Origin of the sequence: Halorubrum sp. Atlit-8R, from assembly GCF_003666025.1 — an archaeon.
GTDB lineage: Archaea > Halobacteriota > Halobacteria > Halobacteriales > Haloferacaceae > Halorubrum > Halorubrum salinarum.
The window spans coordinates 343,089-367,055 of the sequence record NZ_QPLV01000001.1 but is presented as its reverse complement, the minus strand read 5'-3'; the positions used below and the strand labels follow the sequence as shown (position 1 = coordinate 367,055).

At 70.4% G+C, this 23,967-nt stretch carries 24 protein-coding genes; 9 read left to right on the top strand and 15 right to left on the bottom strand.

Annotation, left to right across the window (positions count from 1 at the left end; all coding sequences use genetic code 11):
* Position 1: 1 nt before the first annotated feature.
* The 8 genes from DVK05_RS01690 to DVK05_RS01655 all read right to left on the bottom strand — a co-directional run bounded on the left by DVK05_RS01690 (position 2) and on the right by DVK05_RS01655 (position 9,034).
* Positions 2 to 1,180, bottom strand: a complete 1,179-nt coding sequence (locus tag DVK05_RS01690; RefSeq protein WP_121561708.1) for an ABC transporter substrate-binding protein — start codon at positions 1,178 to 1,180, stop codon at positions 2 to 4.
* Between the two features lies 1 nt (position 1,181).
* The gene (locus tag DVK05_RS01685) at positions 1,182 to 2,456 is read right to left on the bottom strand and encodes an ABC transporter substrate-binding protein (protein ID WP_121561707.1); all 1,275 of its coding nucleotides are present in this window, start codon (positions 2,454 to 2,456) and stop codon (positions 1,182 to 1,184) included.
* 101 nt (positions 2,457 to 2,557) lie between these two features.
* On the bottom strand, positions 2,558 to 3,499 hold the full coding sequence (locus tag DVK05_RS01680; RefSeq protein WP_121561706.1) for an ABC transporter ATP-binding protein: 942 nt from the start codon (positions 3,497 to 3,499) through the stop codon (positions 2,558 to 2,560).
* A complete protein-coding gene (locus DVK05_RS01675) occupies positions 3,499 to 4,695 on the bottom strand; it encodes an iron ABC transporter permease (RefSeq protein WP_121561705.1) in 1,197 nt (398 codons plus the stop codon). Before DVK05_RS01675 ends, DVK05_RS01680 begins: the two co-directional genes overlap by 1 nt.
* Positions 4,696 to 4,697: 2 nt before the next feature.
* Positions 4,698 to 5,702 (bottom strand): NAD(P)/FAD-dependent oxidoreductase, encoded by a 1,005-nt coding sequence (locus tag DVK05_RS01670; protein WP_121561704.1) that lies wholly within the window; start codon positions 5,700 to 5,702, stop codon positions 4,698 to 4,700.
* A gap of 3 nt (positions 5,703 to 5,705) precedes the next feature.
* Positions 5,706 to 6,953: an ABC transporter substrate-binding protein gene (locus DVK05_RS01665; RefSeq protein ID WP_121561703.1), complete on the bottom strand. Its 1,248-nt coding sequence runs from the start codon at positions 6,951 to 6,953 to the stop codon at positions 5,706 to 5,708.
* A 60-nt stretch (positions 6,954 to 7,013) separates the two neighbouring features.
* Entirely contained in the window at positions 7,014 to 8,012 is a 999-nt protein-coding gene (locus DVK05_RS01660) for a HEAT repeat domain-containing protein (protein ID WP_121561702.1), read from the bottom strand.
* Positions 8,013 to 8,119: 107 nt separating this feature from the next.
* Positions 8,120 to 9,034, bottom strand: coding sequence for a serine/threonine-protein kinase RIO2 (locus DVK05_RS01655; protein ID WP_121561701.1), 915 nt, complete (start codon positions 9,032 to 9,034; stop codon positions 8,120 to 8,122).
* A gap of 146 nt (positions 9,035 to 9,180) precedes the next feature.
* On the opposite strand from DVK05_RS01655, the gene DVK05_RS01650 reads away from it, so the two are divergent.
* From DVK05_RS01650 to DVK05_RS01635, 4 genes are all read left to right on the top strand, one after another.
* On the top strand, positions 9,181 to 10,029 hold the full coding sequence (locus DVK05_RS01650; protein ID WP_121561700.1) for a biotin/lipoate A/B protein ligase family protein: 849 nt from the start codon (positions 9,181 to 9,183) through the stop codon (positions 10,027 to 10,029).
* Positions 10,030 to 10,099: 70 nt separating this feature from the next.
* Entirely contained in the window at positions 10,100 to 10,936 is an 837-nt protein-coding gene (locus DVK05_RS01645; RefSeq protein ID WP_121561699.1) for a deoxyribonuclease IV, read from the top strand.
* A gap of 89 nt (positions 10,937 to 11,025) precedes the next feature.
* Entirely contained in the window at positions 11,026 to 11,502 is a 477-nt protein-coding gene (locus DVK05_RS01640) for a hypothetical protein (protein ID WP_121561698.1), read from the top strand.
* 63 nt (positions 11,503 to 11,565) lie between these two features.
* Positions 11,566 to 12,399 carry a class I SAM-dependent methyltransferase gene (locus DVK05_RS01635; protein WP_121561697.1) on the top strand — a complete coding sequence of 278 codons (834 nt, stop codon included), beginning with the start codon at positions 11,566 to 11,568 and terminating at the stop codon, positions 12,397 to 12,399.
* 23 nt (positions 12,400 to 12,422) lie between these two features.
* On the opposite strand, the gene DVK05_RS01630 is transcribed toward DVK05_RS01635, so the two are convergent.
* Genes DVK05_RS01630 through DVK05_RS01620 form a run of 3 tightly spaced genes read right to left on the bottom strand, consistent with a single transcriptional unit; the run spans position 12,423 to position 15,457 of the window.
* Complete coding sequence (locus DVK05_RS01630; protein ID WP_121561696.1) at positions 12,423 to 13,067, bottom strand: hypothetical protein; 645 nt, start codon at positions 13,065 to 13,067, stop codon at positions 12,423 to 12,425.
* Between the two features lie 60 nt (positions 13,068 to 13,127).
* Positions 13,128 to 13,670, bottom strand: a complete 543-nt coding sequence (locus DVK05_RS01625; RefSeq protein ID WP_121561695.1) for a Mut7-C RNAse domain-containing protein — start codon at positions 13,668 to 13,670, stop codon at positions 13,128 to 13,130.
* Complete coding sequence (locus DVK05_RS01620; RefSeq protein WP_121561694.1) at positions 13,667 to 15,457, bottom strand: helix-hairpin-helix domain-containing protein; 1,791 nt, start codon at positions 15,455 to 15,457, stop codon at positions 13,667 to 13,669. Before DVK05_RS01620 ends, DVK05_RS01625 begins: the two co-directional genes overlap by 4 nt.
* Before the next feature lie 108 nt (positions 15,458 to 15,565).
* Here DVK05_RS01620 and DVK05_RS01615 point away from each other — a divergent pair, with 108 nt between their 5' ends.
* On the top strand, positions 15,566 to 15,985 hold the full coding sequence (locus tag DVK05_RS01615; protein ID WP_121561693.1) for a DUF2237 family protein: 420 nt from the start codon (positions 15,566 to 15,568) through the stop codon (positions 15,983 to 15,985).
* Positions 15,986 to 16,031: 46 nt separating this feature from the next.
* Here DVK05_RS01615 and DVK05_RS01610 read toward each other — a convergent pair whose 3' ends face one another.
* Positions 16,032 to 17,258, bottom strand: a complete 1,227-nt coding sequence (locus DVK05_RS01610) for an MFS transporter (protein ID WP_121561692.1) — start codon at positions 17,256 to 17,258, stop codon at positions 16,032 to 16,034.
* Positions 17,259 to 17,878: 620 nt separating this feature from the next.
* Between DVK05_RS01610 and DVK05_RS01605 the strand changes: the two genes are divergently transcribed.
* Positions 17,879 to 18,517 (top strand): IS6 family transposase, encoded by a 639-nt coding sequence (locus tag DVK05_RS01605; RefSeq protein WP_121561434.1) that lies wholly within the window; start codon positions 17,879 to 17,881, stop codon positions 18,515 to 18,517.
* Positions 18,518 to 18,658: 141 nt separating this feature from the next.
* Here DVK05_RS01605 and DVK05_RS01600 read toward each other — a convergent pair whose 3' ends face one another.
* Together DVK05_RS01600 and DVK05_RS01595 are read right to left on the bottom strand one after the other, a co-directional pair.
* Positions 18,659 to 18,961, bottom strand: coding sequence for a hypothetical protein (locus tag DVK05_RS01600; RefSeq protein ID WP_121561691.1), 303 nt, complete (start codon positions 18,959 to 18,961; stop codon positions 18,659 to 18,661).
* Between the two features lie 157 nt (positions 18,962 to 19,118).
* Positions 19,119 to 20,510, bottom strand: a complete 1,392-nt coding sequence (locus DVK05_RS01595) for a signal recognition particle protein Srp54 (protein WP_121561690.1) — start codon at positions 20,508 to 20,510, stop codon at positions 19,119 to 19,121.
* A gap of 128 nt (positions 20,511 to 20,638) precedes the next feature.
* On the opposite strand from DVK05_RS01595, the gene DVK05_RS01590 reads away from it, so the two are divergent.
* On the top strand, positions 20,639 to 21,361 hold the full coding sequence (locus tag DVK05_RS01590) for a hypothetical protein (RefSeq protein WP_121561689.1): 723 nt from the start codon (positions 20,639 to 20,641) through the stop codon (positions 21,359 to 21,361).
* 36 nt (positions 21,362 to 21,397) lie between these two features.
* Here DVK05_RS01590 and DVK05_RS01585 read toward each other — a convergent pair whose 3' ends face one another.
* Positions 21,398 to 22,312, bottom strand: coding sequence for a pantoate kinase (locus tag DVK05_RS01585; protein WP_121561688.1), 915 nt, complete (start codon positions 22,310 to 22,312; stop codon positions 21,398 to 21,400).
* A gap of 138 nt (positions 22,313 to 22,450) precedes the next feature.
* Here DVK05_RS01585 and DVK05_RS01580 point away from each other — a divergent pair, with 138 nt between their 5' ends.
* Together DVK05_RS01580 and DVK05_RS01575 are read left to right on the top strand one after the other, a co-directional pair.
* On the top strand, positions 22,451 to 22,969 hold the full coding sequence (locus DVK05_RS01580; protein WP_121561687.1) for a zinc ribbon domain-containing protein: 519 nt from the start codon (positions 22,451 to 22,453) through the stop codon (positions 22,967 to 22,969).
* A gap of 79 nt (positions 22,970 to 23,048) precedes the next feature.
* A complete protein-coding gene (locus DVK05_RS01575; RefSeq protein ID WP_121561686.1) occupies positions 23,049 to 23,882 on the top strand; it encodes a phosphatase PAP2 family protein in 834 nt (277 codons plus the stop codon).
* The last annotated feature ends 85 nt before the right edge of the window (positions 23,883 to 23,967 follow it).

The window sequence follows — 23,967 nt, the reverse complement described above, 5'->3', positions numbered from 1 at the left end:
GTCAGGCGTCTCCGTTGATGATGTCCGCGAGTCGCTGGCGGTCGAACAGCCGTTCGTCTTCGAACCGGTCCGGGTAGAGGCCGGTGGCGTACCGGTCGATCATGAACAGGTTGTGAAGCGGCCCGGCGTATATCGGCCCGCCGCGGAACACCCGGCCCTCCTGAACGGCCGTCAGTTCGCTGCCGAGGTCGTGGTCCTCGAGGTACGCGACGACCGTCTCCTCGAACTCCGAACGGCTCATCCCCCGCCCGTGGTACCGGAGCAGCAAGGCGTCGGGGTCGATCTCCAGCAGCGTCTCGTAGTCCAGCGATTCGGAGCCGGTGTACCCCTCGACCCCCGTCCCCTCGAAGGCGTCCTCGATGCCGACCGCGTGGAAGTGTTCCTTGTTCGCGCCCTCGCCGCTGATCCGGTATGGCGTGAACTCCTCGGGCTGTTTGCCCGCGAACATGAGCGCGGCGTCGGGGCGTTCCGCCTGCGGCGGCAGTCGGTCCCGAACCGTCGCGACGAGGTCGTCGTGTATCGATCGGATCGCCTCGAAGCGCTCTCGCTCTTGGACGGCTGCGGCGACCTTCTCGAAGGCCTCGTACAGCGAGTAGTACCGGTAGTCGTGCCAGTCGTCCGTGCGGCGGAAGATGAGGTTCCCGAGGAACGGGGCGACGTTGTCCCGGACCTCGTCGACGTCGGATTGGTCCCAGGCGGCGAGCCAGTCGGTCAGCGAGTGCGGATCGATGAGGTGTAGATCCGCGTCCATCTCGTAGAACAGCTCCTTGGACACGCCGTCGTTCCACAGCTGGGTGAGGCCGTCGAGGTCGACGGAGACGCCGTCGAGCTCGTCGTAGTGGTTCGTCTTGTAGCGACCGCGGTACCAGATGGACCGGACGGCGTCGGCCTTGCCCAGCGCGACCAACATGTCGATGTAGTCGGCGGTGAACGGCGCGATGGTCTCCGGGACGGACTCGAACTCGACGGTCCCCATCGGCTCCATGCTCACCGAGTAGCTCGCGTCCCGGGCGCCGGAGTCCGCACCCGTGTCCGATTCGCCGGAGTCCGCACCGGAATCCGACTCGTCGGAGGGCCCCGCGCAGCCGGCGAGGAGGGTTCCGCCGACGACCGCGCCGCCGTACGTCAGGTAGTCGCGCCGGGTCGATTCTCCGGTCGTGGTGATGTCGTCGTCGCTCATGTCAGGCGTCTCCGTTGATGATGTCCGCAACGTGCTGTCGGTCGAACAGCCGCTCGCCGTCGGGGATCGCGGGGTAGGCGTCGCCGTGGTCGTAGCCGGGCCACTCGCCGAACCGCTCCGGGTACAGCTGCTTCGCGGTCATCTCCAGCTGGAACAGGTTCATGATCGGGCCCTGAACCGGGTTCCCGGACGGGTAGAACCGGTCGTTCTCGACCGCGGCGAGTTCGCTCGCGACGGGGTGGTCCGCCAGCTCCTCGCGGACCGCGCCCACGTCGTAGTAGGAGGCGATCCCGAACTGGTGGAGGACCACGTCGGGGTCGACCTCCAGCAGCGCCTCGTGGTCGTACGTCGTCTCGTAGGTGACCTCGTCGCCGGCGAAGGCGTCGGGAGCGCCGAGCGGTCGGACGTGCGCGTTCGCGAACCCGGGCCCGTCGGTCCGCGAGGGGTAGTAGGTCCCGTCCATGTAGATGAGCGTCGCGACCGTCGGCCGGTCCTCGGCCGGCGGGAGGTCGCTCCGGACCGTCTCGATCAGGTCCTCGCGGACCGCGTCGAGCGCGGCGAACCGCTCCTCCTCCCGGAAGACGGCGGCGACGCGCTCGCCGATCTCCGGGAGCGCGTAGTACTCGTACCGGTCGCGACACGGCTCCGGCGGCTGCGAGCGCCGCCGGCTGTAGATGTTCCCGAACCACGGTCCGACGTTGTCACGGATCTCGGCGACGTCGTCCTCGGTCCACCCGTCGAAGGAGACGAACAGGCAGGGGTCCGCGAGGTGGAGGTCGCTGTCGAGCTCGTAGAGCAGCTCGCGGTCGACGGAGATGCCGCCGCCGGAGCCCGTGTTGAGCTGCGCGAGCCCGTCGCGGTCGAAGGAGACGCCGTCGAGGTCGGCGTAGTAGGCGTCCAGCGTGTTCCCGCCGGCGTCGGCGTCGAACCCGAGCGAGTTGACCGCGTCGCCGTGCCCGAGCGCGACGGCCAGGTCGGCGTACAGGAGGCTGTACACCATGACGTCCTCCGGGACCGCGTCGAACGCGACCTCGCCGGCCGGCGCCATGGTCGCCGTGTAGCCGGCGTCGGCCGTCGAACCGTTCGAGTCTCCCGTCACGTCGGACCCGTCCGTGGCGTTCGACCCGCCGGTCGTCTCGTCGTCGGTCGCGTTCGACCCGGGGCCCTCGGAGCCGCCCGTACAGCCCGCGAGCAGTCCCGCGCCGACGACCGCGCCGCCGTACGTCAGGTAGTCTCGCCGGGTCGGCGCCCGACGCTGGCTTCGTTCGTCTGCCATACTTTTAGGCTAACCTAAAAATTGAAAAGGATTCTGATCCGTCGATTCCCGGCGGAGCGCCGTTCGCCGGCGACCCGGGATCGACCGTGTCGCTCGCGAGCTTACTCGTCGCCGCCGTCGGCCCGCGCGACGCGCTCGCTCGGGCGCTCGCGGTCGTCGTGCCGGGCGCGGAGCGGTTCGATCCGAGGCCCTCGCGGCGTCCGGTCGACCGCGGCGTCGATCTCGAACACCTCGGCGAGCAGGTCCTCGGTGACGACCTCCTCCGGCGTGCCGCGGGCGCGGATCGCGCCGTCCTTGAGCGCGACCACGCGGTCGGCGACCCGCGCCGCCTGCTCGATGTCGTGGAGGACGACGACCACGGTGACCTCGCTCTCGTCCCGGAGCGTCTCGATGATCTCCATTACCTCCATCTGGTGGTGGAGGTCGAGGAACGTCGTCGGCTCGTCTAAGAGGAGCACGTCCGTGTCCTGCGCGAGCACCATCGCGATCCACGCGAGCTGTTTCTGCCCCCCGCTGAGGCTGCCGACCTCGCGGTCCCTGAGGTGACCGCAGCCCGCCAGCTCGATGGCGCGGTCGACGGCCGCCTCGTCCTCGTCGGTCGTCGTCTCGAAGAACCCGCGGTGCGGGTAGCGCCCGTGGTACACCAGGTCCTCGACGGTGATGCTGTTCGGCGAGGTGCTCTCCTGCGAGAGCAGCCCCATCGTCCGTGCGAGCTCCTTCTTGTCGAACGAGCCGATCTCTCGGCCGTCGACGAGCACCGAGCCGGCGTCGGGCGCGAGCTGGTCGGCGAGCCCCTTCAGCAGCGTGCTCTTGCCGGACCCGTTCGGACCCACGAGCGCCGTCACCGCCCCGCTCGGAGCCGTGATCGACTCGCCGTCGACGACCGGCCCGTCGCTCGCGGGGTACGAGAGGACGAGGTCCTCTCCGTCGAGGCGGCCGTCGGCCTCGGCGTCCCGGCCCGCGTCGACCTCGGCGTCCCGACCCGCGTCGGCCTCGGCCTCGGTCGGGCGCTTCGACTCGCCCGCGGTCGGTTCGAGCGCCATCAGATCTCACCCATCTGTTCCTGTCTGCGCATCAGGTAGAGGAAGTACGGTCCGCCGACGAGCCCGGTCACGATGCCGACCGGGATCTGCGCGTCGGAGCCGACGATCACCGCCATGCCGAGGCGCGCGCCCACGTCGGCGGCGACCAGCAGGGCGGGGCCGGCGAACAGGCAGCCGATCACCAGCTTCCGGTAGTCGCTCCCGACGATGTTGCGCACCATGTGCGGGACGATCAGCCCGACGAAGCCGACGATGCCCGCCACGGCGATGCTCGCGGCCGCCGCGAGCACCGCGACGCCCGAGAGCGCGAACCGGACCTTCTCGACGCTCATCCCGAGCGAACTGGCGGTGCGCTCGCCGAGCAACAGGACGTTCAGCTGCCGAGAGCTGACCAAGGCGAGCAGCATCGCGGCGACGGTCCACGGCAGGGCCATCCGGACCTGCTCCCAGTCGGTGCCCGTCAGCGAGCCGGTGGTCCAGGCGATGGCCGACTGGACGACGCCGATGTCGTTCGCGAAGAAGAACAGCGCCGTCTGGAGGCTGCTGAACACCGTGCCCACGATGACCCCCGCGAGCACGAGCCGGACGGGCGAGGTGCCGTTCTTCCACGCGATGGCGTAGACGATCAGGAACGCGACCGCGCCGCCGAGGGCGGCCAGAACGGGCAACAGCGACGAGATCCCGAGTTCGACCGTCGTCAGCGACAGCGACAGGTCCGCCGACACCGCAAGGAAGGGTATCGCGAGCGTCGCGCCGGCGAACGCGACGAGGACGAGCAGGATCATCAGCCCCGCCCCGGAGGAGACGCCGAGGATGAACGGGCTCGCCAGCTCGTTTCGCGTGACGGCCTGGAAGATGGCGCCGGAGACGGCGAGGTTCATCCCCACGAGCATCGCGACGAACACCCGCGGCAGCCGGATGTTCCAGACGATGAGGCTCTGTTTCCCCATCTCCGGGAGCTCGGCCCCGAGGAGGAACGCTCGCCACGCCTGCGCGTCGAAGACGACGCGGGGGTCGAACACCGCCTGCCACGCGTCGACGATCGTCATCGAGAACGCGCCGAAGCTCACCTGGGCGAGCCCGCCGAGGACGACGACCGCGAGGCTCGCCGCACACAGCGTGAACAGCGAGCCGTCGAACCAGCCGAACCACTGCTCGCGCCAGCCGGCCGCCTCGGCGGAGGTACCCGTCGCCACGGTCAGGATCCCCCCCGCGTCGCGCCGAGTTCGGCGGCGCGGTCCCGAACGCTGTCCTCGTCGACCGCGTCGAGCAGCGTCTCGTCGTCGACCGCGTCCAGCAGCGTTTCGGCGTCGACGGCCCCGGCCACTCGGTCCGCGTCGAGGTGGGACGCGAGCGCGGCCTGCCCCTCGGCGGCGCGCTCCTCGATCTCGTCCGGCTCGACGTACGACGAGAGCGACTCGTCGATGGCCGCCGCGCGGACGCGCCGGTAGCGGTCGGAGTCGGTGTCGACGGGCGCGTCGTCGCCGTAGTGGTCGTCGAACCACTCGGTCCACCGGTCGCGGTCGTTCCACTCGTCGTCGAGCTCGGCCTCTCGGCGCACCCAGTCGACGCCGTCCGCGACCGCTTCCCACCAGCCGTCGTCGATCCGGGCGTCGGCGATGACGCGGTGCGCGACGCGCGCGCCGCGGCCGGCGGCCATGATCGCCTGCGTGTCGGCCTCCTCCGAGGGCGAGGCGACGTAGAGCCCGTCGACGGGCGTCGTCCCGTCGCGGTCGGGGTACTCGCGGTCGAACCAGTCGTGCTCCTCGCCGCCCTCCTCGTACGTCTCGAACATTGCCGCGTCGTCAGCGAGCCCGCGCAGGTACGAGCCGTCGTAGCGCGTCGCCGCGATCACGCGGCGAGCGGTGACGGGGTCGCCCTCCTGCGGGTCGACGACGAAGCCCTCACCGTCGTCGGCGCGGTCGACCGACTCGACGAGGTCGGAGTCGATCTCGCAGCCGGCGGTCTCGGCGTGGTCGTGGATCAGCCCGTACAGCGTCTCGATGTCGATTCCGGCCGGGAAGCCGAGGTAGTTTTCGAGGTGCGCGCAGCGCTTGAGCGACGACCGGCCGCGGTCGAAGACGACCGTGTCGAGCCCCTCGCGGGCGCAGAACACGGCCGCGGAGCAGCCGGCCGGGCCGCCGCCGACGACGGCCACGTCGCGGTCGCAGTCGTGTGTCGCCTCGGGGTCGGTGGTGCTCATCGGTCAGATGTCGCCGTTGACGATGTCCGCGACGCGCTGCGGGTCGAACATCTCACCGAGTCCGCCGGTGTTTCCGGGTTCCGGCGGCTCGCCGAACAGGTCGGGGTAGATCTGTTTCGCGGTGAGTTCGATCTGGAAGATGTTGATGATCGGTCCCTGGAACGCGTCGCCGCTCGCGTAGAGGCGGTCGTTCTCGACGGCGGTGAGCTCCTTCCCGACCGGGTGCTCGTCGAGGGCGAAGAACGCCTCCGTCGCCCCGTCCGGATTCTGCCAGTCCGAGAAGTGGAGGAGCACGTCGGGGTCGGCGTCGAGCATCGCTTCCATGTCGATGAGCGCGCTGTCGGACCAGCCGCTCCGGGGACCGCTGTCGAACTCGGAGAGCGCGTCGTTCGCCCGCAGCGGCCGGGTGTGCGCGTTCTGGAATCCCGGCTCGTTCAGGTGGTACACCCAGAAGGATTCCTTCTTCTGATCGTACCAGACGACGCCGACCTCGGGCCGCTCCGACTGCGGCGGGAGGTCCGCTCGGATGTCCGCGACCATCTCGTCGCGGACGGCCTTCAGCTCTGCCCCGCGCTCCGGCACCTGATACGCCTGCGCGTACTTGTCGACCAGTTCCCAGATGGTGTAGAACTGGTAGTCGGACGCGCTGTCGGGCGCGATGTTCGTCCGGCTGTGGTAGTTGGCGAAGAACGGGGCGATGTTGGACTCGATCTCGTCGAAGTCGGACTCGTCGAACGAGGACCAGCCGCTCATCCACACCGGGTCGATGTGGTGAACGTCGCTGTCGAGCTCGTAGAACACTTCCTTGTCGACGCCGTCGTCGTAGAGCTTCGTCAGGGCGCTCGTGTCGAGGGACACCCCCGGGAGCTCGTCGTAGTACTGCGCGCTGTAGTTCTCGGGGAAGCCCAGCGACGAGATGACGTCGGACTGACCGAGCGACACGAGAATGTCGGCGTCGTGGTTGGAGTACACGGCCGCCGTCTCCGGGACCGCGTCGAACTCCACCGTGCCGGCCGGCGACATCGTCACCGAGTACCCGGTGTCCTCGGTCGACTCCTCGGCGCTCGTCGTCCCGCCGTCGTCCCCCTCTGTCGTCTCGTTTTCCGTCTCCGGGCCGTCGTCCGTCGCCCCCGACGAATTGCCGGCGTCGGAGGTACAGCCGGCGAGCAGGCCGCCGACCCCGACGGCGGCGCCGTACTTGACGTAGTCCCGTCGAGACGATTCCAGCCGGTCAGGCCGTTCATCTGCCATACGTTTTAGGCTCGCCTAACTATTCAAAAGAGTTCCGAATCTTTAGGCCGGCCAAAATTGTCAGCGAGGCGTCCCGCAGCGCGGGCACATCGGCGGGCCGCCGTCGGCGAAGTCGAGGCCGCAGTGCGGGCAGGCGCCGTCGTCGGGGGCCGTCATCGCCGCGACCGCGTCGGCCGTCCCCTCGCGGACCGACTCGACGGTGCCGACGCCGGACACCGGATCTGACGCCGGATTGGCCAGTCGGCGCCGGCAGAACTCCGCGCGGTCGAGTAGGAAGGACGGCGCCGCGTCGGCGACGACCTCGTCGAGCGCGTCGCCCGCGCCGACGCGCTCTCCCGGCGGCTCGGTTCCGGCGAGCAGGCCGAGCGCCTCGGCGGCGCGTCCCCGGACGTACGGGCTCTCGTCGCGGAGGCGCTCGCTGAGGGCGGCCTCGGCGGCCGTCAACCGCTCGGGGCGTTCACAGCCTATCGCGACCAGCGCGGTACAGAGGTGGTAGCGCACGAGTTCGTCGTCGGCGTCGAGGTGCTCGGCGAGCGAGTCGACGTGGTGGCGGAGCCGGCCCGGATCGCCGAGCGCGACGTGCGCCAGCGCCTTCGCGAGCTTCTCTTTCACCTCCGGTTCGTCGAACTCCAGTCCGACGCGGAGGTCGGCCAGCGTCGCCGGGTCCGCGACCGCCTCGGGCGACTCGACGGCGACGTACCCGAGCGCCTCGGCGCAGCGGGCCCGGACGTAGTAGAACTCCGCGTCGTCCGCCAGCCGCCCCCCGAGCGAATCGGCGGCGGCGGTCACGGCCTCCGGGGCCGTCCGCGCGAGCGCGACGAACAGCTTCGCGGCCGTCAGCCGAACCGCCCGGTCGTCGTCGGTCAGGAACGACGTCAGCGGCTCGACGGCCGCCTCGTCGAGGCGGGTCCCGTCGTCGACCGCGTCTCTGACGGCGCGCAGCGCGCGCTTGCGAGTCTCGGCGTCGACCGCCTCGAGGCGCGCGACGGTCGCGACGACCGCCTCGGCGTCTCCCTCGGTAATCCGGGCTGCGAGGCGGCTGGGGTCCGAGTCCTCCATGGGCTGTTCGGGGATCTCGCGAGCGACCGGTTTCAACGCGGTGGTTCCGCGTCGGACCGGGCCGTCGTCGTACTGCCCGATAGAAATTGTATATCGCGCTATCTGATTTATCGGTCGTCGAACGCTCGAACGCTGTCGAACGAGCCGTCGGCGATAGCGGCGGCGATACCGTCGACATCGGCCTCTCGGGGCACTTCGTGGGGATACTTGCGAGCGAAGTACCGCGTGAGGTTCTCGACGTCGCGTTTCAGGAAGTCGCGCGCGTTCTCGTGGTCGACCGGCACGGCCTGGGGCCAGTCGAAGATGGTCACGCCGCTCTCCGCGACGGCGACGTTGTGTTCGGACGCGTCGGCGTGGACCCAGCCCAGGTCGTGTGCGGTCGCCAGCTCTCGGAGGATCAGATCGAGGACCCCGACCGCCTGCTCCGGGTCGAGCTTCGCGCGCGACAGCTCCACGCCCGGGAACTTCTCCATCACGATGGCGTGCCGGTTGTGATCGACCGGCCGCGGGACGCTCACGTCGGGGTACAGTTCCTCCATCGCCTCGTACTCGCGCTCGGCCGCCTTGCGCGCGGTGTAGAGCCACGAGACGTGGTCGCGGTCGGCGGTGTACTCGCGCTCGCGGTTCACCTCGCGGAAGTTGGTGTACCCCTCCCGGTGGTACTTCAGGGCGAGCGGCCGGAACGACTGCGCTTCGTACACGTCGCCCTCCTTACCGAGCCCCAGGGGGGACCCCACGCCGTCGATGGTCTCGCGCTCGGCGAACGTCCGGAGCGCCAGCGCGTCGTACCCCTCGAAGGTGAGCTGGTACCCCTCGTACTGGATCGTCTTCCGCTCTATCAGCTCCCGGTCGAGACACCGGTCGACCCGGTAGTCGACCTCCTCGCGCGTCAGGTCCGCGTAGTCGGGGAGCTTGTCGCGGCGCACCCACTCCGAGAAGCGCATCCCCTGCTCGACGCCCGAGAGGAGGTAGAAGTCCTCGGGGTCGAGCTCCGCCATGTCGCCGGCGACGTTTCGCACCATACGCGCCCCTACTCCGCCGATTCCTAAAAGGGACGCGCGTTCGGGATCGGTGGCCGATAAATCGCATACTGCGATAGCAAATCCGAATCTCGCCGTTCGCGACGCCGAGCGCAACCGCTTTCGGAGCGGCGCCTCACGGGAGCAGTATGACCGCGCCCGCCGTCGACTGGCGGCTGATCCGCGAGGAGGCCCGCCCCGGCCCGATGCAGATGGCGTTAGACGAGGTCGCCGCCGAGACCGCCGCGGCGGGCGGGCCCGCCACGCTCCGCACCTACCGCTGGGAACCGAGCTGTCTCACCCTCGGGCGCCACCAGGAGCCGGAGACGGTCGACTGGGGGTTCTGCGAGCGCGAGGGGATCGACGCGACCCGGCGGCAGACGGGCGGCGGCGGGATCTACCACGACGGCCGCGGGGACGTGGCGTACTCCATCGCGGTCCCCGCGGACGACGTGCCGGGCGAGCTGCTCGACTGCTATCACCTGCTCTGCGAGCCCGTCCTCGGCGCATTCGACCGGCTCGGGATCGACGCCGACTACGTCGAGGATCCGCTGCCGGAGCTGTACCACCCGGCGTGTTACCTCCGCGAGCTTCACCCGGCGCACGACGTGGTGGCCGACGACGGCCGAAATGGACCGCGCAAGATCGCCGGCAACGCGCAGTACCGCAAGCGTGAGGCGGTGATCCAGCACGGGTCGCTGACGTTCTCCGCGGAGGCGGACCGCCACCTCGGCGTCTTCGACGACCCGCCGGTGACGCCCGAAGGGTTCCGCGAGCGCGTCGTCGGGATGGACGAGCTGGTCGACGTCGACCGCGCGGACGCGGTCGCGGCCGTCGAGGCGGCGCTGGCGGACTGGGCGGGAGGAGCGCCCGACGCGACCGTGGAGACGGACGGCTCGTGGACGGACGCGGAGCTGGAACGGGCCGAGGAGCTCGTCGCGGAGAAGTACCGCGACGAGGGGTGGGTCCGAACGCGGCCCGGCGGCGGCGGAGCGTAGCGACCTCGGCGGGCAAGGCGGGGATTCCCGGTTCCGAAGGGGCTTTTTCGACCGCCTCCGTGTAGCCGGTATGAGCCTCAAGGTCGGCGCGCACGTCTCCATCGCGGGCGGCGTGGACAACGCCGTGGCGAACCAGGTCGAGGTCGGCGGCAACTGCGGACAGATATTCACCCACTCGCCGCAGGTGTGGCAGGACCCGGACATCGGCGACGACGAGGCCGAGCGGTTCCGCGAGGGGACCGAGCGCGACCTGGAGGGACCGTGGGTGATCCACACCTCCTACCTCGTGAACCTCTGTACGCCGAAGGAGGGGCTCCGGGAGAAGTCGCTCGACTCGATGCAAAAGGAGGTCGACGCGGCCGACAAGCTGGGGATCCCGTACGTCAACGTCCACCTCGGCGCGCACACGGGCGCCGGGGTCGAGGGCGGGCTCGACAACGCCGCGTCGGTGATCGACGACCTCGACGTGCCCGACGGCGTCACGGTCCTGATCGAGAGCGACGCGGGCGCGGGGACGAAGCTGGGCGGCGAGTTCGAGCACCTCGCGGGGATCATCGACCGCACGGAGACCGACATCGACGTCTGCGTCGACACGGCCCACGCGTTCGCGGCGGGCTACGACCTCTCGACGCCCGAGGCGGTCGACGAGACGGTCGCGGAGTTCGACGACGTGGTCGGGTTAGAGCACCTGAAGTACATCCACCTCAACGACTCGAAACACGAGTGCGGCACCAACAAGGACGAGCACGCCCACATCGGCGAGGGGCACATCGGCGAGGCGGGGATGGAGCGGATCCTCAACCACCCCGACCTGGTCGACGTGCCGCTGGCCCTAGAGACGCCGACGGAGGACGGGAAGAGCTTCGCGTGGAACATCGACCGGGTCCGCGAGCTGCGTCACGACTGAGACGGGCTCTGCGGCACCGAGCGCCGTCGGCTCCGAGGACGCCGTCCGTCCGACGCGGTTTTAAGTGACCTCGCGAGCGATCCACGGACATGCCCATCACGAAGGCGTTGCTGTTGGGACGCCGCCGCGGCCGCGCGGTCGGGCTGGTGGTCGGGTTCGCCGGCGCCGTGGCGCTCGCGCTCGTCGCCGCGTTCCTCGCCGAGTCGGCGGGCGTGACGACGGCGAGCGCCCTGACCGACCGGGTCCTGCCGCTGCTGGTCTTCTACGCGCCCGGGCCGCTGGCCGCCGCCGGCGCGTACGCGCGGTGCGGGGGCCCGGCGTGCCTGACCGTCGGCGTCGTGCCGGCGGCCGTCCTCGGCGGGTTCGTCCTCCTCGGGACGGTGGTCGGCGTCCCCGGGATCAACGGGGGGAACCCGGCGATCGGCGACGTGACGGTGAGCTTCGCCGCGGTCGGGGTGACCAGCGCGTTCGTCGGCTACTGCGCCGGCGTGACCGCCGTCCTCGCCGCCGACCTAATCGGGGTCGGGTCCGGTAGCGGGAACAGCGAAAGCGGCGACGCGGAGTGAGGACGCGGGGCCGCACGCGACCGATCTCCTGACGTTTATTTCCGCCCGCCGCGAAGCGGGCCCGTGCGACGCTTCTCCGCCGAGTACCTCGAACACACCCGCCGCGGGATGTGGGACGACGGCCGCGACGCGCTCGCGGACCTGAACCTGGGGAGCCGCGAGCGCGTCCTCGACGTCGGCTGCGGCACGGGGGAGCTGACCCGCGTGCTGGCCGCGGAGGCGGACGCGGCGGGCGACGCGGACGCGACCGTGATCGGCGTCGACGCCGACCGCGACCTCCTCGGGGTCGCCCGCGAGGAGAGCGACGGGCGGATCGGCTACCTGGCGGGGGACGCGACCCGGCTGCCGGTCGCCGACGACGCGGTCGACCTGGCGGTCTGTCAGGCGCTCCTGATCAACCTGCCCGACCCGACCGCGGCGGTGCGGGAGCTCGCCCGCGTCTCCGGGGACCTCGTCGCCGCGGTCGAGCCGGACAACGCCGACGTGCGGGTGGCCTCGACGGTCGACGCCGAGGAGCGGCTGGAGCGCGAGGCGCGCGAGGCGTACGTCGCGGGCGTGGAGACGGACGTGGCGCTCGGCGACCGCGTGCGCGAGGCGTTCGACGCGGCCGGGCTCGTCGACGTGCGGACCCGTCGCTACGTCCACGAGAAGCGGACCGAGCCGCCGTACGCGGAGGCCGCGCTGCGGTCGGCGGCGCGGAAGGCCTCCGGCGCGGGCCTGGCCGACCACCGCGAGGAGCTGGTGGCCGCGACCTCGGAGGCGGCCTACGACGATCTCCGCGGGCGCTGGCGCGAGATGGGCCGCGAGGTCGTCGACGCCATCGGCGCCGAGGAGTACGAGCGCGTCGAGTACGTCCCGTTCGACGTGACCGTCGGACGGGTGGCGTCGAGCGGCTGACCCCCGTTTTCCCGGGAGCCGGTTCAGACCATGTCGCCGCGGACGGACGCCCCCTCCTGCTCGGCGCGCTGCCGCTTCAGCACGTCCGCGGCCGCATTCGCGGCGTCCTCGTCGGCGCCGAGCATCCCCAGCGCGGCGGGCAGCGTCGGCATCGCGAGCGAGGCCTCGCGGAGGCGGTCAAACGCCTCGTCGTCGCGCTCGCCGTCGACCCACAGGCAGACGCCCCGGGGGTCGAGCACCTCCTCGTAGGCGTCGCGGGCGAGCGCGCCCTTCAGCCGCTGGCGGACGTTGTCCTCGAAGCCGGCGTTACACACTTCGAGGTGGATGGGCTCGTCGTCGTCGACTAGTTCGGCCGCGAGGCACTTCTCGGGCGCCGCGTAGCCGTTGTCGCTCGTCCGGACGCGGTCGGGGTTCGCCTCGGCCCAGTCGGCGTCGACCGTGGTGCCGACGCCCTTCACGCCGTACTCGGCCTCGAAGGCGGCGGCCGCGTCGCCGTCGCCGCCCATGATCACGTCCTTCGTGAGGTAGACGTCGAGCCGGTCGACCGGGTCGAGCCCGAGCGCCACGTCGCCGAACGCCCACACCTCGCGGACGGGCACCGGCATCGGCTCGCGCTCGACGCGGTCGACGAGCGACTCCAGGCGGTCGACGGCGCGGTCGCGGTCCATTGCCCCTCGCTACGCGGCGGGCCGGCAAACCGGTTACGCTCGGGGCGTCGGGCGAGCGAGTCAGAGCCCGTCCAGCCGTGCCGCCACGTCGTCCCAGTGGCCGCCCTTCCAGAACCACTGCCCGCACTCGGCGCAGCGCCATCCGGGTCGGTCGGTCCCCACGTCGTCGGGGACGTAGTCGGGGCGGTCGACGGGAGCGGGATTCCCCTCGGCGCCGACGCGCTCGACGGGACCGTTACACGAGCCGCACCGGGAAGGCTCGGCGGCGAGTTCGACGGCGAATCCTGCCGCGTCGAACTCGCGGAGCTGGTCGAGCACGTCGCGCTCGGTGAGGAGGACGGCCTCGGGGGAGCCGTCCGCCGCGTCGGCCCGCGCCGCGAGGTCGCGGTCGCGGGTGACCAGGGTCCGCCCCTCGTCGGCCGCGAGGTCGAGGAGCCGGTCGTCGGCCTCGACGCCGCGGTCGAGCGCGTAGGCGGCGTCGTAGCCGCACAGGCGCAGGTAGGTGGCCAGCTTCCCGCACATGACGTCGAGCAGGACCGGGGGGTTCTCCCCGGTTGCGGGACCCGGACCGTCGAGCGCGTCGCCGCCATCGCCGCTCGTCATTCGAGCAGGAACGATCGGACCCCGTTGAGCGAGCGCGCGTTGAGCACGTCGGCGGCCCGCGCCCATCCCCGCCGCGCGGTGTGGACCCCGTAGCGCGCGTTGTCGAGCTCGCGCGGGGCGTGCGCGTCGGTGTTGACGGCGATCGTCGCGCCCGCCTCGATCGCGGCCCGGACGAACTCCCCGTCGGCGTCGAGGCGCGCGGGGTTCGCGTTCACCTCGATCGCGGTGCCGGCAGCCGATGCGGCCGTCGCGATCGCCTCCACGTCCGGGTCGAGCCCCGGCCGCTCGTTGATGAGGCGGCCGGTCGGGTGGCCCAGCACGTCGACGTGGGGGTGTTCGACCGCGTTGACTAGGCGCTCGGTGGCCGCCTCGCGGTCCTGTCCGAGGGCAGCGTGCGGCGACGCGACCACCAGGTCGAGCGCGGCGAGGGTCTCGTCGTCCGTCGAGAGCCCGCCGTCGGCGTCGATGTTGGCCTCGATCCCGTGGAATATCGGGATCCCGACCTCGTCGGCCGCCTCGGCGACCGCCGTCGCCTGCTCCTCGATGTCGGACTCGTCGAGACCGACCCCGCCGACCATCCCCGGCCCGGTCGCGTGGTCGGTGACGACGTGGTAGTCGTACCCGCGCTCGTCGGCCGCCCGCGCCATCTCCGCGATCGAGAAGCCGCCGTCGGACCAGTCGGTGTGGGTGTGGAGGTCGCCGCGGAGCTCGCCCTCGCCGATGAGCGGCGGGAGCCGGTTCTCGGCGGCCGCGTCGACCTCGCCGCGGTCCTCGCGCAGTTCGGGCGGAACCGGCTCCATGTCGAGCGCGCGGTACACCTCGTCCTCGCTCTCGCCGGCGACGCGCTCGCCGGCGCGCGTCGAGTCCGCCTCGGCGGCGTCTCCGCCGTCGTCCGCGTCGGCGGCGGGGTCCTCGTCGAGGTCGCTCACGTCGAAGAGCCCGTACTCGTTCAGCTTGAGCCCGCGGTCGATCGCCCGGTTGCGGACGGCGACGTTGTGCGCCCGCGACCCGGTGAAGTACTGGAGCGCGGCGCCGAACTCGTCGGGGTCGACGATCCGGAGGTCGACGCGGGTGCCGTCGGCGCGCACGCTCGCCTTCCCGGTGCCCGCCTCGATCGTCGCGTCCGCGGCGTCCCAGTCCGTGAACGCCTCGACGATCGGCTCGCGCTCCTCACTGGCGACGAGCAGGTCCACGTCGCCGATCGTCGGCTTCCAGCGCCGGATCGAGCCGCACACCTCGACGGACTCGACGGCGTCGCGGTCGGCGAGGTACCCGAGCGCGTCGTCCGCGACGGGCCGGGCGTCGCCGAGGCGCGTGCGCTCGCGGGCCTCGCGGGCGAACGGGACGTTCTCGAGGATGTTCTCCTCCGTCTTGGCGCCGAACCCGGACACCTCCTGTATCTCGCCGGCCTCCGCGGCGGCCTCGAGCTCGTCGAGGTCGGCGACCCCGAGCGCGTCGTACAGCGAGCCGACCGTCTTGGGGCCGACGCCCTCGACCGCGGTCAGCCCGGCCATGTCGACCGGCAGCTCCTCGCGGAGCTCGGTCAGCTCCTCGATCTCGCCGGTCTCGACGTACTCGACGATCTTCGCGGCGATGGCGTCGCCGACCCGGTCGATCTCGGCGACAGCCTCCTCGCCCTCCGCCGCGAGCCCCTCGATCGGCGCGGGGTGGTCGCGGACGTTCTCGGCCGCCCGTCGGTAGGCGGTCGGCTTGTACTCGACGCCCGTCGCCTCGAGGAGGTCGGCGAACTCCTCTAGGCGGGTCGCGACCTCGTCGTTCCGGCTCATGCCGCGACCGTTCGACGGCGCGGCACTTATACGGCCGGCCGAACGCCCGACGGCCGCCGGGCGGCGACCCGCCGGTCGCTTATGTCGGCGGCGGCCGAACCCCGTTCCATGTCGACCGACGACTCCGACGGGGAGCCCGGCGAGCGCAACGTCTTCGGCGGCGACCTGGCCCCCTGCGGCGGCGAGCCGACGACCGGCTACCTCCGCGACGGGTACTGCCGCGACGTCGACGGCGACGTGGGCGAACACACGCTCTGTGCGGTCGTCACGGCCGAGTTCCTCCGGTACAGCCGCGACCGCGGCAACGACCTGATCACGCCGCGCCCCGAGTTCGACTTCCCCGGGCTGGAGCCGGGCGACCGCTGGTGCCTCTGCGTCGGTCGCTGGACGGAGGCGGCCGAGGCGGGGGTCGCGCCGCCGGTCGTCCTCGAGGCCACGAACGAGTCCGTGCTGCGCGCGGTCGACGCCGACCGCCTCCGCGAACACGAGTTCGACCCGGAGGCGTTCGAGCCCGGGAGCCTCGACTGAGCGCCGCGGGCCGGTCAGGGGTCCGGTCGGAGGGCCAACCGGCGCCTCACTCCGTCACCCAGAGCCCGGCGGCGACGACCGCCGCGAGGCCCATCGAGCCGGCGAGGAGGGCGAACGCCGGCCGGAACCCGACCGCGTCGGCGAGGATGCCGACCGCGCTCGGCGCGAGCGCGCCGGCGCCCATCAGCAGCGTCCGGACGACGCCGAGCCCGCCGCCCGCCAGCCGCTCCGGGAGCAGCTCCATCAGGTAGGCGCTGCGCACCGGCTGGAACCCGTGCGAGCCGAAGCCGAAGAGGGCGACGACGACCGCGGCGGCGACGGCGCCAAGCCCGAGGCTCGGCAGCGAGACGAGCGCGACGAGCGCCGCCGCCGCCAGCCCGAGCGCCGCGACCATCACCGGGAAGCGGCCGACGCGGTCCGAGAGGTCGCCGGTGACCAGCTGGACGAACGTCACCGCGAACACGAGCGAGTACAGGAGGTTCGCAGTCGCGGTCGCGAGGCCGGCGGCCTCCGAGAGGTACAGCGGGAGGAACGCGACGAGGCCGTTGTGCGCGAACGAGAACCCGACAGTCACCAGCACGAACGCCGAGAAGCGGGGGTTCCGGAACAGCCGGAGGTACTCGCTCGTGCCGGGCGAGTCGCCGTCGCCGTCGGTCGAGCCGGTCGCCGCCGGCGACCCGGAGAGCCGGACCGCGGTCGCGACTGCGAGCCCGACCGCGAGGGCGCCGGTGAGCAGGAACGGCGCGCGCCAGTCGGCGCCCGGGAGGCGCGCGAGGACGGCCGCGAGCGCGGGCGGCGCCGAGAGGACGGCGACGACGACCGCCGGCGCGGCCACGCCGCCCATTGCGCCCAGCGTGTCGTGCGCGCCGAGCATCCGCCCGGTGCGCGCGGGGTAGACGCGGGCGATCAGCCGCACCGAGACGGTCTTGTGGACGCCGGTGCCCGCCCCGATGACGAGCATCGCGGCGACCAGCGCGGCGAAGGGCGCGTCGACGACGACGGCGAGCGACCCCGCGCCGGCGACGAGCGCGCCCGCGACGATCACCCGGACCGGTCCGAGCCGGTCGGCGACCGCGCCGCTCGGGAACTGGAGGAGGGCGTACACGATCATGAACCCCGTGAACGCGGTCCCGACGACGGCGTTGCTCACGCCGTAGGCGCCCTGGATCGACTCGAAAAGCGGGGGGAAGAGGTAGCGGACGAACTTCCCGAGGAACCAGACGAGCGAGACGAGGATCAGGGCGTCGTACTCGCCGATCCGGTCTCGGTTCATCGGCGAAGCGTAGCCCGGTCACCCGTATAAAAGGCCTGAAGCGCTCGCTGGCTGCCGGGAAGGATCGATCTATTATTTCGATTTCCGCGGTGGCGCGTGCCTGCGAGCGGCCGCCCTTGGCGGCCGCGAGTCAGCACGCGCGGGGGAGTCAGCCGGCCGGAGCGTAGCGGAGGCCGGCTGACGAGGCTGGGGAGGCGTGAGGTGCTGTGCGGAACGGTGCTGGGCGGGGCTCAGAGGGGCAGCCGCGAGGCGGGCGCAGACGACCTAAGCACCGCAACGAAGGAGCGAACGAAGTGAGCGACTGAGTGAGGAGCGTGGTTCGAGAGAGCTTCGCTCTCTCGTCATCACGAGACGCCTTCGGCGTCTCGAACGACAACGAGTGTGCGCCCGCCTCGTGGCTGGGGCTTTGGAGGCGTTCTCCGCCGATCTCCCAGCAACCATTTATAAGCGAGCGGCCGGAGGGTCGGAGGGATTCACTGCCGCCGCGACGAGTTATAAATAATCGGCTGGAACTTCGTGATTCAGCACCTCCGACACCGCGTAGTCATTTATGAATGTACAATCGGTTTGCTGAGGCGATGTTAAGTTAAGAACGAGGCGGTCGGTGTTTCGAATGCTCTATGTCCGAATCCAACCGCCTCGACGGCTGTACTGATTGGATCGACTTGGAGTTTGTGGAGCGAGAGCGGACACCCCGCGAGATCATTGAAACCGGTATTCAACTCCATCTTGCTGGATTATCACTTTCGAATACTAAACAGTATCTTGAGAAGTTGGGTGTCAATCGAAGCCGAACAGCAATTCATAATTGGATTCAAAAGGCCGATCTACAGCCAGCCGACAGTGCGAGCCCGAATCGCGTTGCGGTCGATGAGACTGCGATTCAGATCAACTCAGATAGATTCTGGCTGTATGCCGCTGTCGATCCTCGTACCAACGAATTCCTTCATGTTGACGTATTTCCCGTCCAAAACCAACAATTCACCCTGGTGTTTCTCCGCGATCTCAGAGAGAAACACCGCGTTGACGACGCGCTCTTTCTTGTTGATGCTGGCGGACATCTCACAGCTGCGCTCTCACGCACCTCACTCCGATTTCAAATCACTCGTCATGGAAATCGGAATGCTGTCGAACGTGTCTTTAGAGAAGTAAAACGCAGAACCTCTTTGTTTTCAAATACGTTCAGAAACGCGGAGCCGACGGCGGCAGAATCGTGGCTCCAGGCCTTCGCCGTCTGCTGGAACCGATGCTTAAGTTAACACGACCGTTTGCTGATGAGATACCGTTTGGCTCCGTTGAAATGCTTATTTTCGTGCGGTCCTCGTCGGACTCGCTCCGTACAGGAAGTACACATACTGATGTACGGTACGGATCTGCCCCGTGTCAAGAACGACCGTCGGTCACCCGATGATGGACTCCGGGGCAAGGAACAGAATGGCGAGAAAACAGGCCAATACGAGGACGGCCGTGAGACGCAGCAGACCGGCCGCCCGTCGTCGGGCTTTCGGAAGGGATTCGGCAATTCCAGACAGCGCGGTTCCGACAACAAAGAATAGTAGCCACGGGACTACCGCTCCAGTTTCGCCGACGCTCCACGCATACGCGAATAGGCACAGGTAGAAGACCGACGCGCCGAACTGAACGAGTGAGACGGGTCGGCCCTGCGGCTCGTTGAACAGAACGTCGCTGATATGGGGGACCATAGTTGACGTGTTTCTGCTAACGATACTAAATGATGGTTTACTGTGATTCCAGTAGAACGTCTGCTCTCCTGTTACGCGACTCAGTCGCAGGAAGCGGCAGCTACTGTTTCAGGCGAGAATCCGTCTGAGAAGTGGAATCCCGACAGCTCCTACTGATTTAAAACGGCCCCTTGCCGCCGCCCATCATGTCGCCGAGGCCGCCGCCCTCGCCGCCCATCTTCTTCATCATGCGCTGCATGTCGCCCTCGCCCATCCCCTGGAACTGGCCGATGGTCTCCTCCATCATCGAGTGCTGTTCCAAGAGTTGGCGGACCGTCTCCTCGTCGGTGCCGGAGCCGCGGGCGATCCGCTCGGTGCGCGACTGGCCGACGACGCGGGGGTTCTCCAGCTCCTCCTCGGTCATCGAGTCCATGATGCGCTCGAAGCGGCGCATCCGGTCTTGGGTGACGTCCATCGCGTCGTCCGGCAGCTCGTCCATCATCCCGCCGCCGAGCCCCGGGATCATGTCCATCACCTGGTCGAGCGGCCCCATCTTGTTCATCGCGTCCATCTGCCGCTTCATGTCCTTCAGGGTGAACTCCCCCTTCAGCATGTCCTCCGGGTCCCAGTCCTCGTCCTCCTCCTGGGTCTCCTGCATCGCGCGCTCGACGCGCTCGGAGAGCTGCTTTAAGTCGCCCATCCCGAGCAGCCGCGAGATGAACCCCGAGGGCTCGAAGCGCTCGATGTCCTGGACCGTCTCCCCGGTGCCGAGGAAGGCGATGGAGGAGTCGGTCTCGTTGACCGCGGTGAGCGCCCCGCCCCCCTTCGCGGTCCCGTCGAGCTTGGTGATCACGACGCCCTCGATGCCGATCGACTCCTCGAACTGGCGGGCCTGCTCCTTCGCGCCCTGCCCGATCGCGGCGTCTAAGACGAGCAGCGAGCGGTCCGGGTCGACGACGCCCTCGATCTCTTCGATCTCCGCGATGAGGTCGTCTTCGAGCGCGTGGCGGCCGGCGGTGTCGACGATGTGAACGTCGGCGTCCGCGGTCTCTTCGAGGCCGGTCCGCGCGATGTCAACCGGGTCGTCGTTGTCGGGGTTCCCGTAGAAGTCGACCTCGGCGCGCTCGCACATCTGCTTCGCCTGGTCGTACGCGCCCGGCCGGAAGGTGTCCGTCTGGATCACCGCGGGGCGGAGGCCCTTCTTCGAGAACCACCAAGCCATCTTCGCCGCGGAGGTGGTCTTCCCCGACCCCTGGAGGCCGGCCAGCAGGATCGTCTGATTCTCTAAGGGGAGCTCGGTGGAGTCGCCGACCAGCTCGACCATCTCCTCGTAGACGATCTTGAGGACGTGGTCCTTCGCGGTGGTGCCGCCCGGCGGCTCCTCTTCGAGCGCGCGGGACTTGATCGAGTCCGACAGCTCCATCACGAGGGAGACGTCGACGTCGGCGGACAGCAGGGAGCGCTGGATCTCCTTGACGATCTCCTCGACGTCGCTCTCGGAGAGTCGGGACTTCCCCTGGAGCTTGTTGAGGCTGCTCCGCAGGGACGTACCGAGGTCGTCGAGTACCATTTGCCGGAGATAGGCGGGCGACGCGGTAAAGCTTTGTTCGTCGGCGGACGTCGGTTATTTTGTCGCCGTCGACCCGACGAAGCGATCCGTTTAGTGCCGCGCCGAACGACATTCGGCCGCTCGCACCGATGGATCTCGATCGACTCCGCTACTACACCCGGTGGCACGCGTTCGCGAACGACCGGCGGTACCGGGCGCCGGCGGACCCGTGGGCGACGATACGGGTCGATCCGACGGAAGTACGACACCATAACCAGCGACTTCGCCTCGATCGGGGTATCGGCCGGGTCGAGGGCGGTGACTGGGACATCGACGGACGGGAACCAGTCCGTGAGACGCCGGTGTACCGGTCGGTACGGCAGCGATACGAGGAGGGGGACGCGTGGGAGGAGACACCCCTGTACCGTCGCGCGAGAGAGCGGTTCGAAGCCGACGAACGCGTCCGCGGATACGAGAGCGTCGACGAGTATCGGCGGGTCCGGCTCGCGTATCTCGACGACCTGATCCGATCGATCGAGACAGAAGGGTACCGGCCAAACGCCGAGGCCAAACACGAGCCGGCGTCAACGGAAAACGACTTCGAGAGCGCGTATATCCACCGACTCGAACCGGTTGTCGCGATCGGACGGGACGGGGAGATACAGCTTTGCGAGGGGTTCCACCGGACGGCGATCGCATCGGTAGCAGGGCTCGAAGGAATTCCGGTGAACGTCCTGTGTCGCCACGAGGAGTGGCAGCACACTCGGGACGATATCGAGCGCGGAGCATCGCAAAAGCCGACGGTCGACTGGCCGACGGGCCCGGGACGACACCCCGACTTGGTCGGGGCGACCGCACCCGCACGTCGGTGAAGGACCGTCGACCGTTCCGGGCAGCCGCCGAAGGAGTCAGCGGTCGACGAGCCGCGCGCCCGCGGCGTCGATCCGACAGACCTCGGGGTCGTAGCCCGCGTCGGAGAGCCCGGTGTCGAGCGCGAAGACCGTGCGGCCGAGCATCGCCATCGCGGCCTCGCCCCCGGCCGCGTCGACGGCCTCGACCGCCTCGGCGACCTCGGGGACGAGGAGGTCGGCCTCGCGGGCGAACTCACGGGCGGCGTCCATCAGCGTCGGCAGCCGCGGGTCCGCGCGGAGCCGGTCGAGCGCGTCCTCGCCGGCCGCCGTGAGCGCGTCCGTGTCGCCGCCGAGGACGGTCTCCGTCGACAGTTCGCCGAAGGTGACGTACTCGACGCGGGCGGTCGCCGGGACGCCGTCGAGCTGGCCGGCGCCCGGCGCGCCCGGTTCGAGCCGGACCGGGACGCCGCCGCGCGCCTGTGCGACCACGTCGCCGAGGCCGGTCCCGCGGCCGACCTCCGCGGCGTGGGCGATCCGGACGAGGTCGTTCTCGGTGCGGGCGCGGTCGAACGCGTCGTTCGCGGCGAGGGCGGCCCCCAGCGCCGCGGCGCCGGAGACGCCGAAGCCGGCCCCGATCGGGAGGTCGGTCTCGACCGCGACGTCGGCAGCGGTCGCGTCCAGTTCGGCGAGGACGTCGTCGACCGCGCCGATCGATCCGGGCTCGCCGTCCACGGTGCGCGACCCGGCGTCGGCGTTCGCGTCGCGGTCGCTCGCGTCCGCCGCGTCGCTGTCGTCGCCGTCGCCGTCGCCGTCGACCGCGTCGGCCGGCGCCGACACCCGGACGGTCACGCCGTCGGCGAGCGTCAGCCCGGCGCCGCGCGACCCGGCGACCGCCGGGTCGTCGGCGGGGTGCGCGCTGAAGAAGGCGGTGACGTGGCCCGGGACGAACGCGGTCGCCCGCTGGCTGCTCATGTGCCCGCCGACGAACGGGCCGCGATTAACGGTTGTTATCCCGGCCGAAGCGGTGGCGGACCGGGGGACGGCTCGGTCGACGGGGGCGCTCGGGGCGACACCGCAGGCCTAAGTACCGGCCGGTCGAAGCCGGGCCGTATGCGAAACCAGTTGCGCCCCGTCCTCGCGGCCCTGCTCGCGCTGGTCTTCCCGGGGCTCGGCCACCTCGCGTTGCGCCGGTGGGGGCGGGCGCTGCTGTGGCACCTGACGATCGTCGGCGGCGGGGTCGCGCTGTTCGCGCTGTACGACGTAGAGCCCGTCGACCCGCTGGCCGACCCCGCGGCGCTGACGGCGGCGGTCCCGACCGACGTGACGCTGCCCATCGTGCTCCTGTCCGCGCTGTCGGCGCTCGACGCGTACCTCGTCGGCCGCGCCGACGCCGCCGAACGCGACCGCGCCGACGCCGCCGCCGAGGCGATGCGGCGGCGGGCCGCGAGCGCCGACGGCGACGACGGACCGGGAGGCGGCCAGTCCCCCCCGCCGGCGGCCGCGACCGTCGAGGACGGCGAGACGCTGGAGGTGTCCTGTCCCAACTGCGGCAAGGAGGTCGACGCCGACCTCGACTTCTGTCACTGGTGTACCGAGCCGCTCCCGTGGGCCGAGTCGGACGCCCGGTGACGCGGACGGCCCACCGCTACCGAGAGACTGATTGCTCCGCCGCCCCGGGTGTCCGTGAACGGATGACTGGTGAGTCGCGATGACCGCGGCGGCCGCCGGGTTCGTCGGGGTGGCCGGGCTCGTCGGCGGCGCCGCGCTCGCCGCGTTCGCGGTGCTGCTTCCGGTCTGCGTCGGTCCGGACCGCATGCGGACCGTCCTCTCGGACCGCGACCTGCTCCGCGAGCGCGCCGTCGGGATCGCGCCGTACGTCGCGGGGCTCGCCCTCGTCCTCGCCGTCAACAAGGGCTCTATCCGGCGGATCGAGGCGTTCTCCTTCGAGTACGGCTACCGCGCGACGACCGCCATCTACGCGATAGAGGGCGACCTCGTGGCCGCGATACAGGACGCGGTCCCGCGATTCGCGGTGTACTACTTCGGCCCGATGTACGTCGTCGGCTACGTCGTGCTGGTCGCGTTCCCGGTCGCGGCGTACGCGTTCGCCGAGCGACTGCGCCCGCTGAAGCGGCTGGTCGCGGCGTACGCGGTCAACTACGCGGTGGCGATCGCCTGTTACGCCGGGGTCGTCGCGTACGGCCCGCGCAACTACCCGACGGTGCCGGGCGCCGACCCGAGCGCGGCGCCCGTCGAGCCCCTGCTCCTCGACTGGTTCGGGGGAGTCACCCAGCTCACCTCGCAGGTGAACGCCGCCACGAACGTCTTCCCCTCCCTCCACACCGCGCTGTCGGTGACGGTGTTCCTCGCGGCCGTCTCGACCCACGAGGAGTTCCCGCGCTGGACCTACGTCGCGGGGGCGCTGGCCGGAAGCATCGTCGTCGCGACCGTGTTCCTCGGCATCCACTGGGTCACGGACGTCGTCGCCGGCGGGGTCCTCGCGGCGGGGAGCGTCGCGGCGGCGAACCGAATCGTCGACTGAGCGGCGATGTCGGTCCCCTCGCAGCGGAAGGGAGATCGAATCGCCCCGCGGCCCCGCCGGTAGTTTCTCACCGCTGATAACTGAG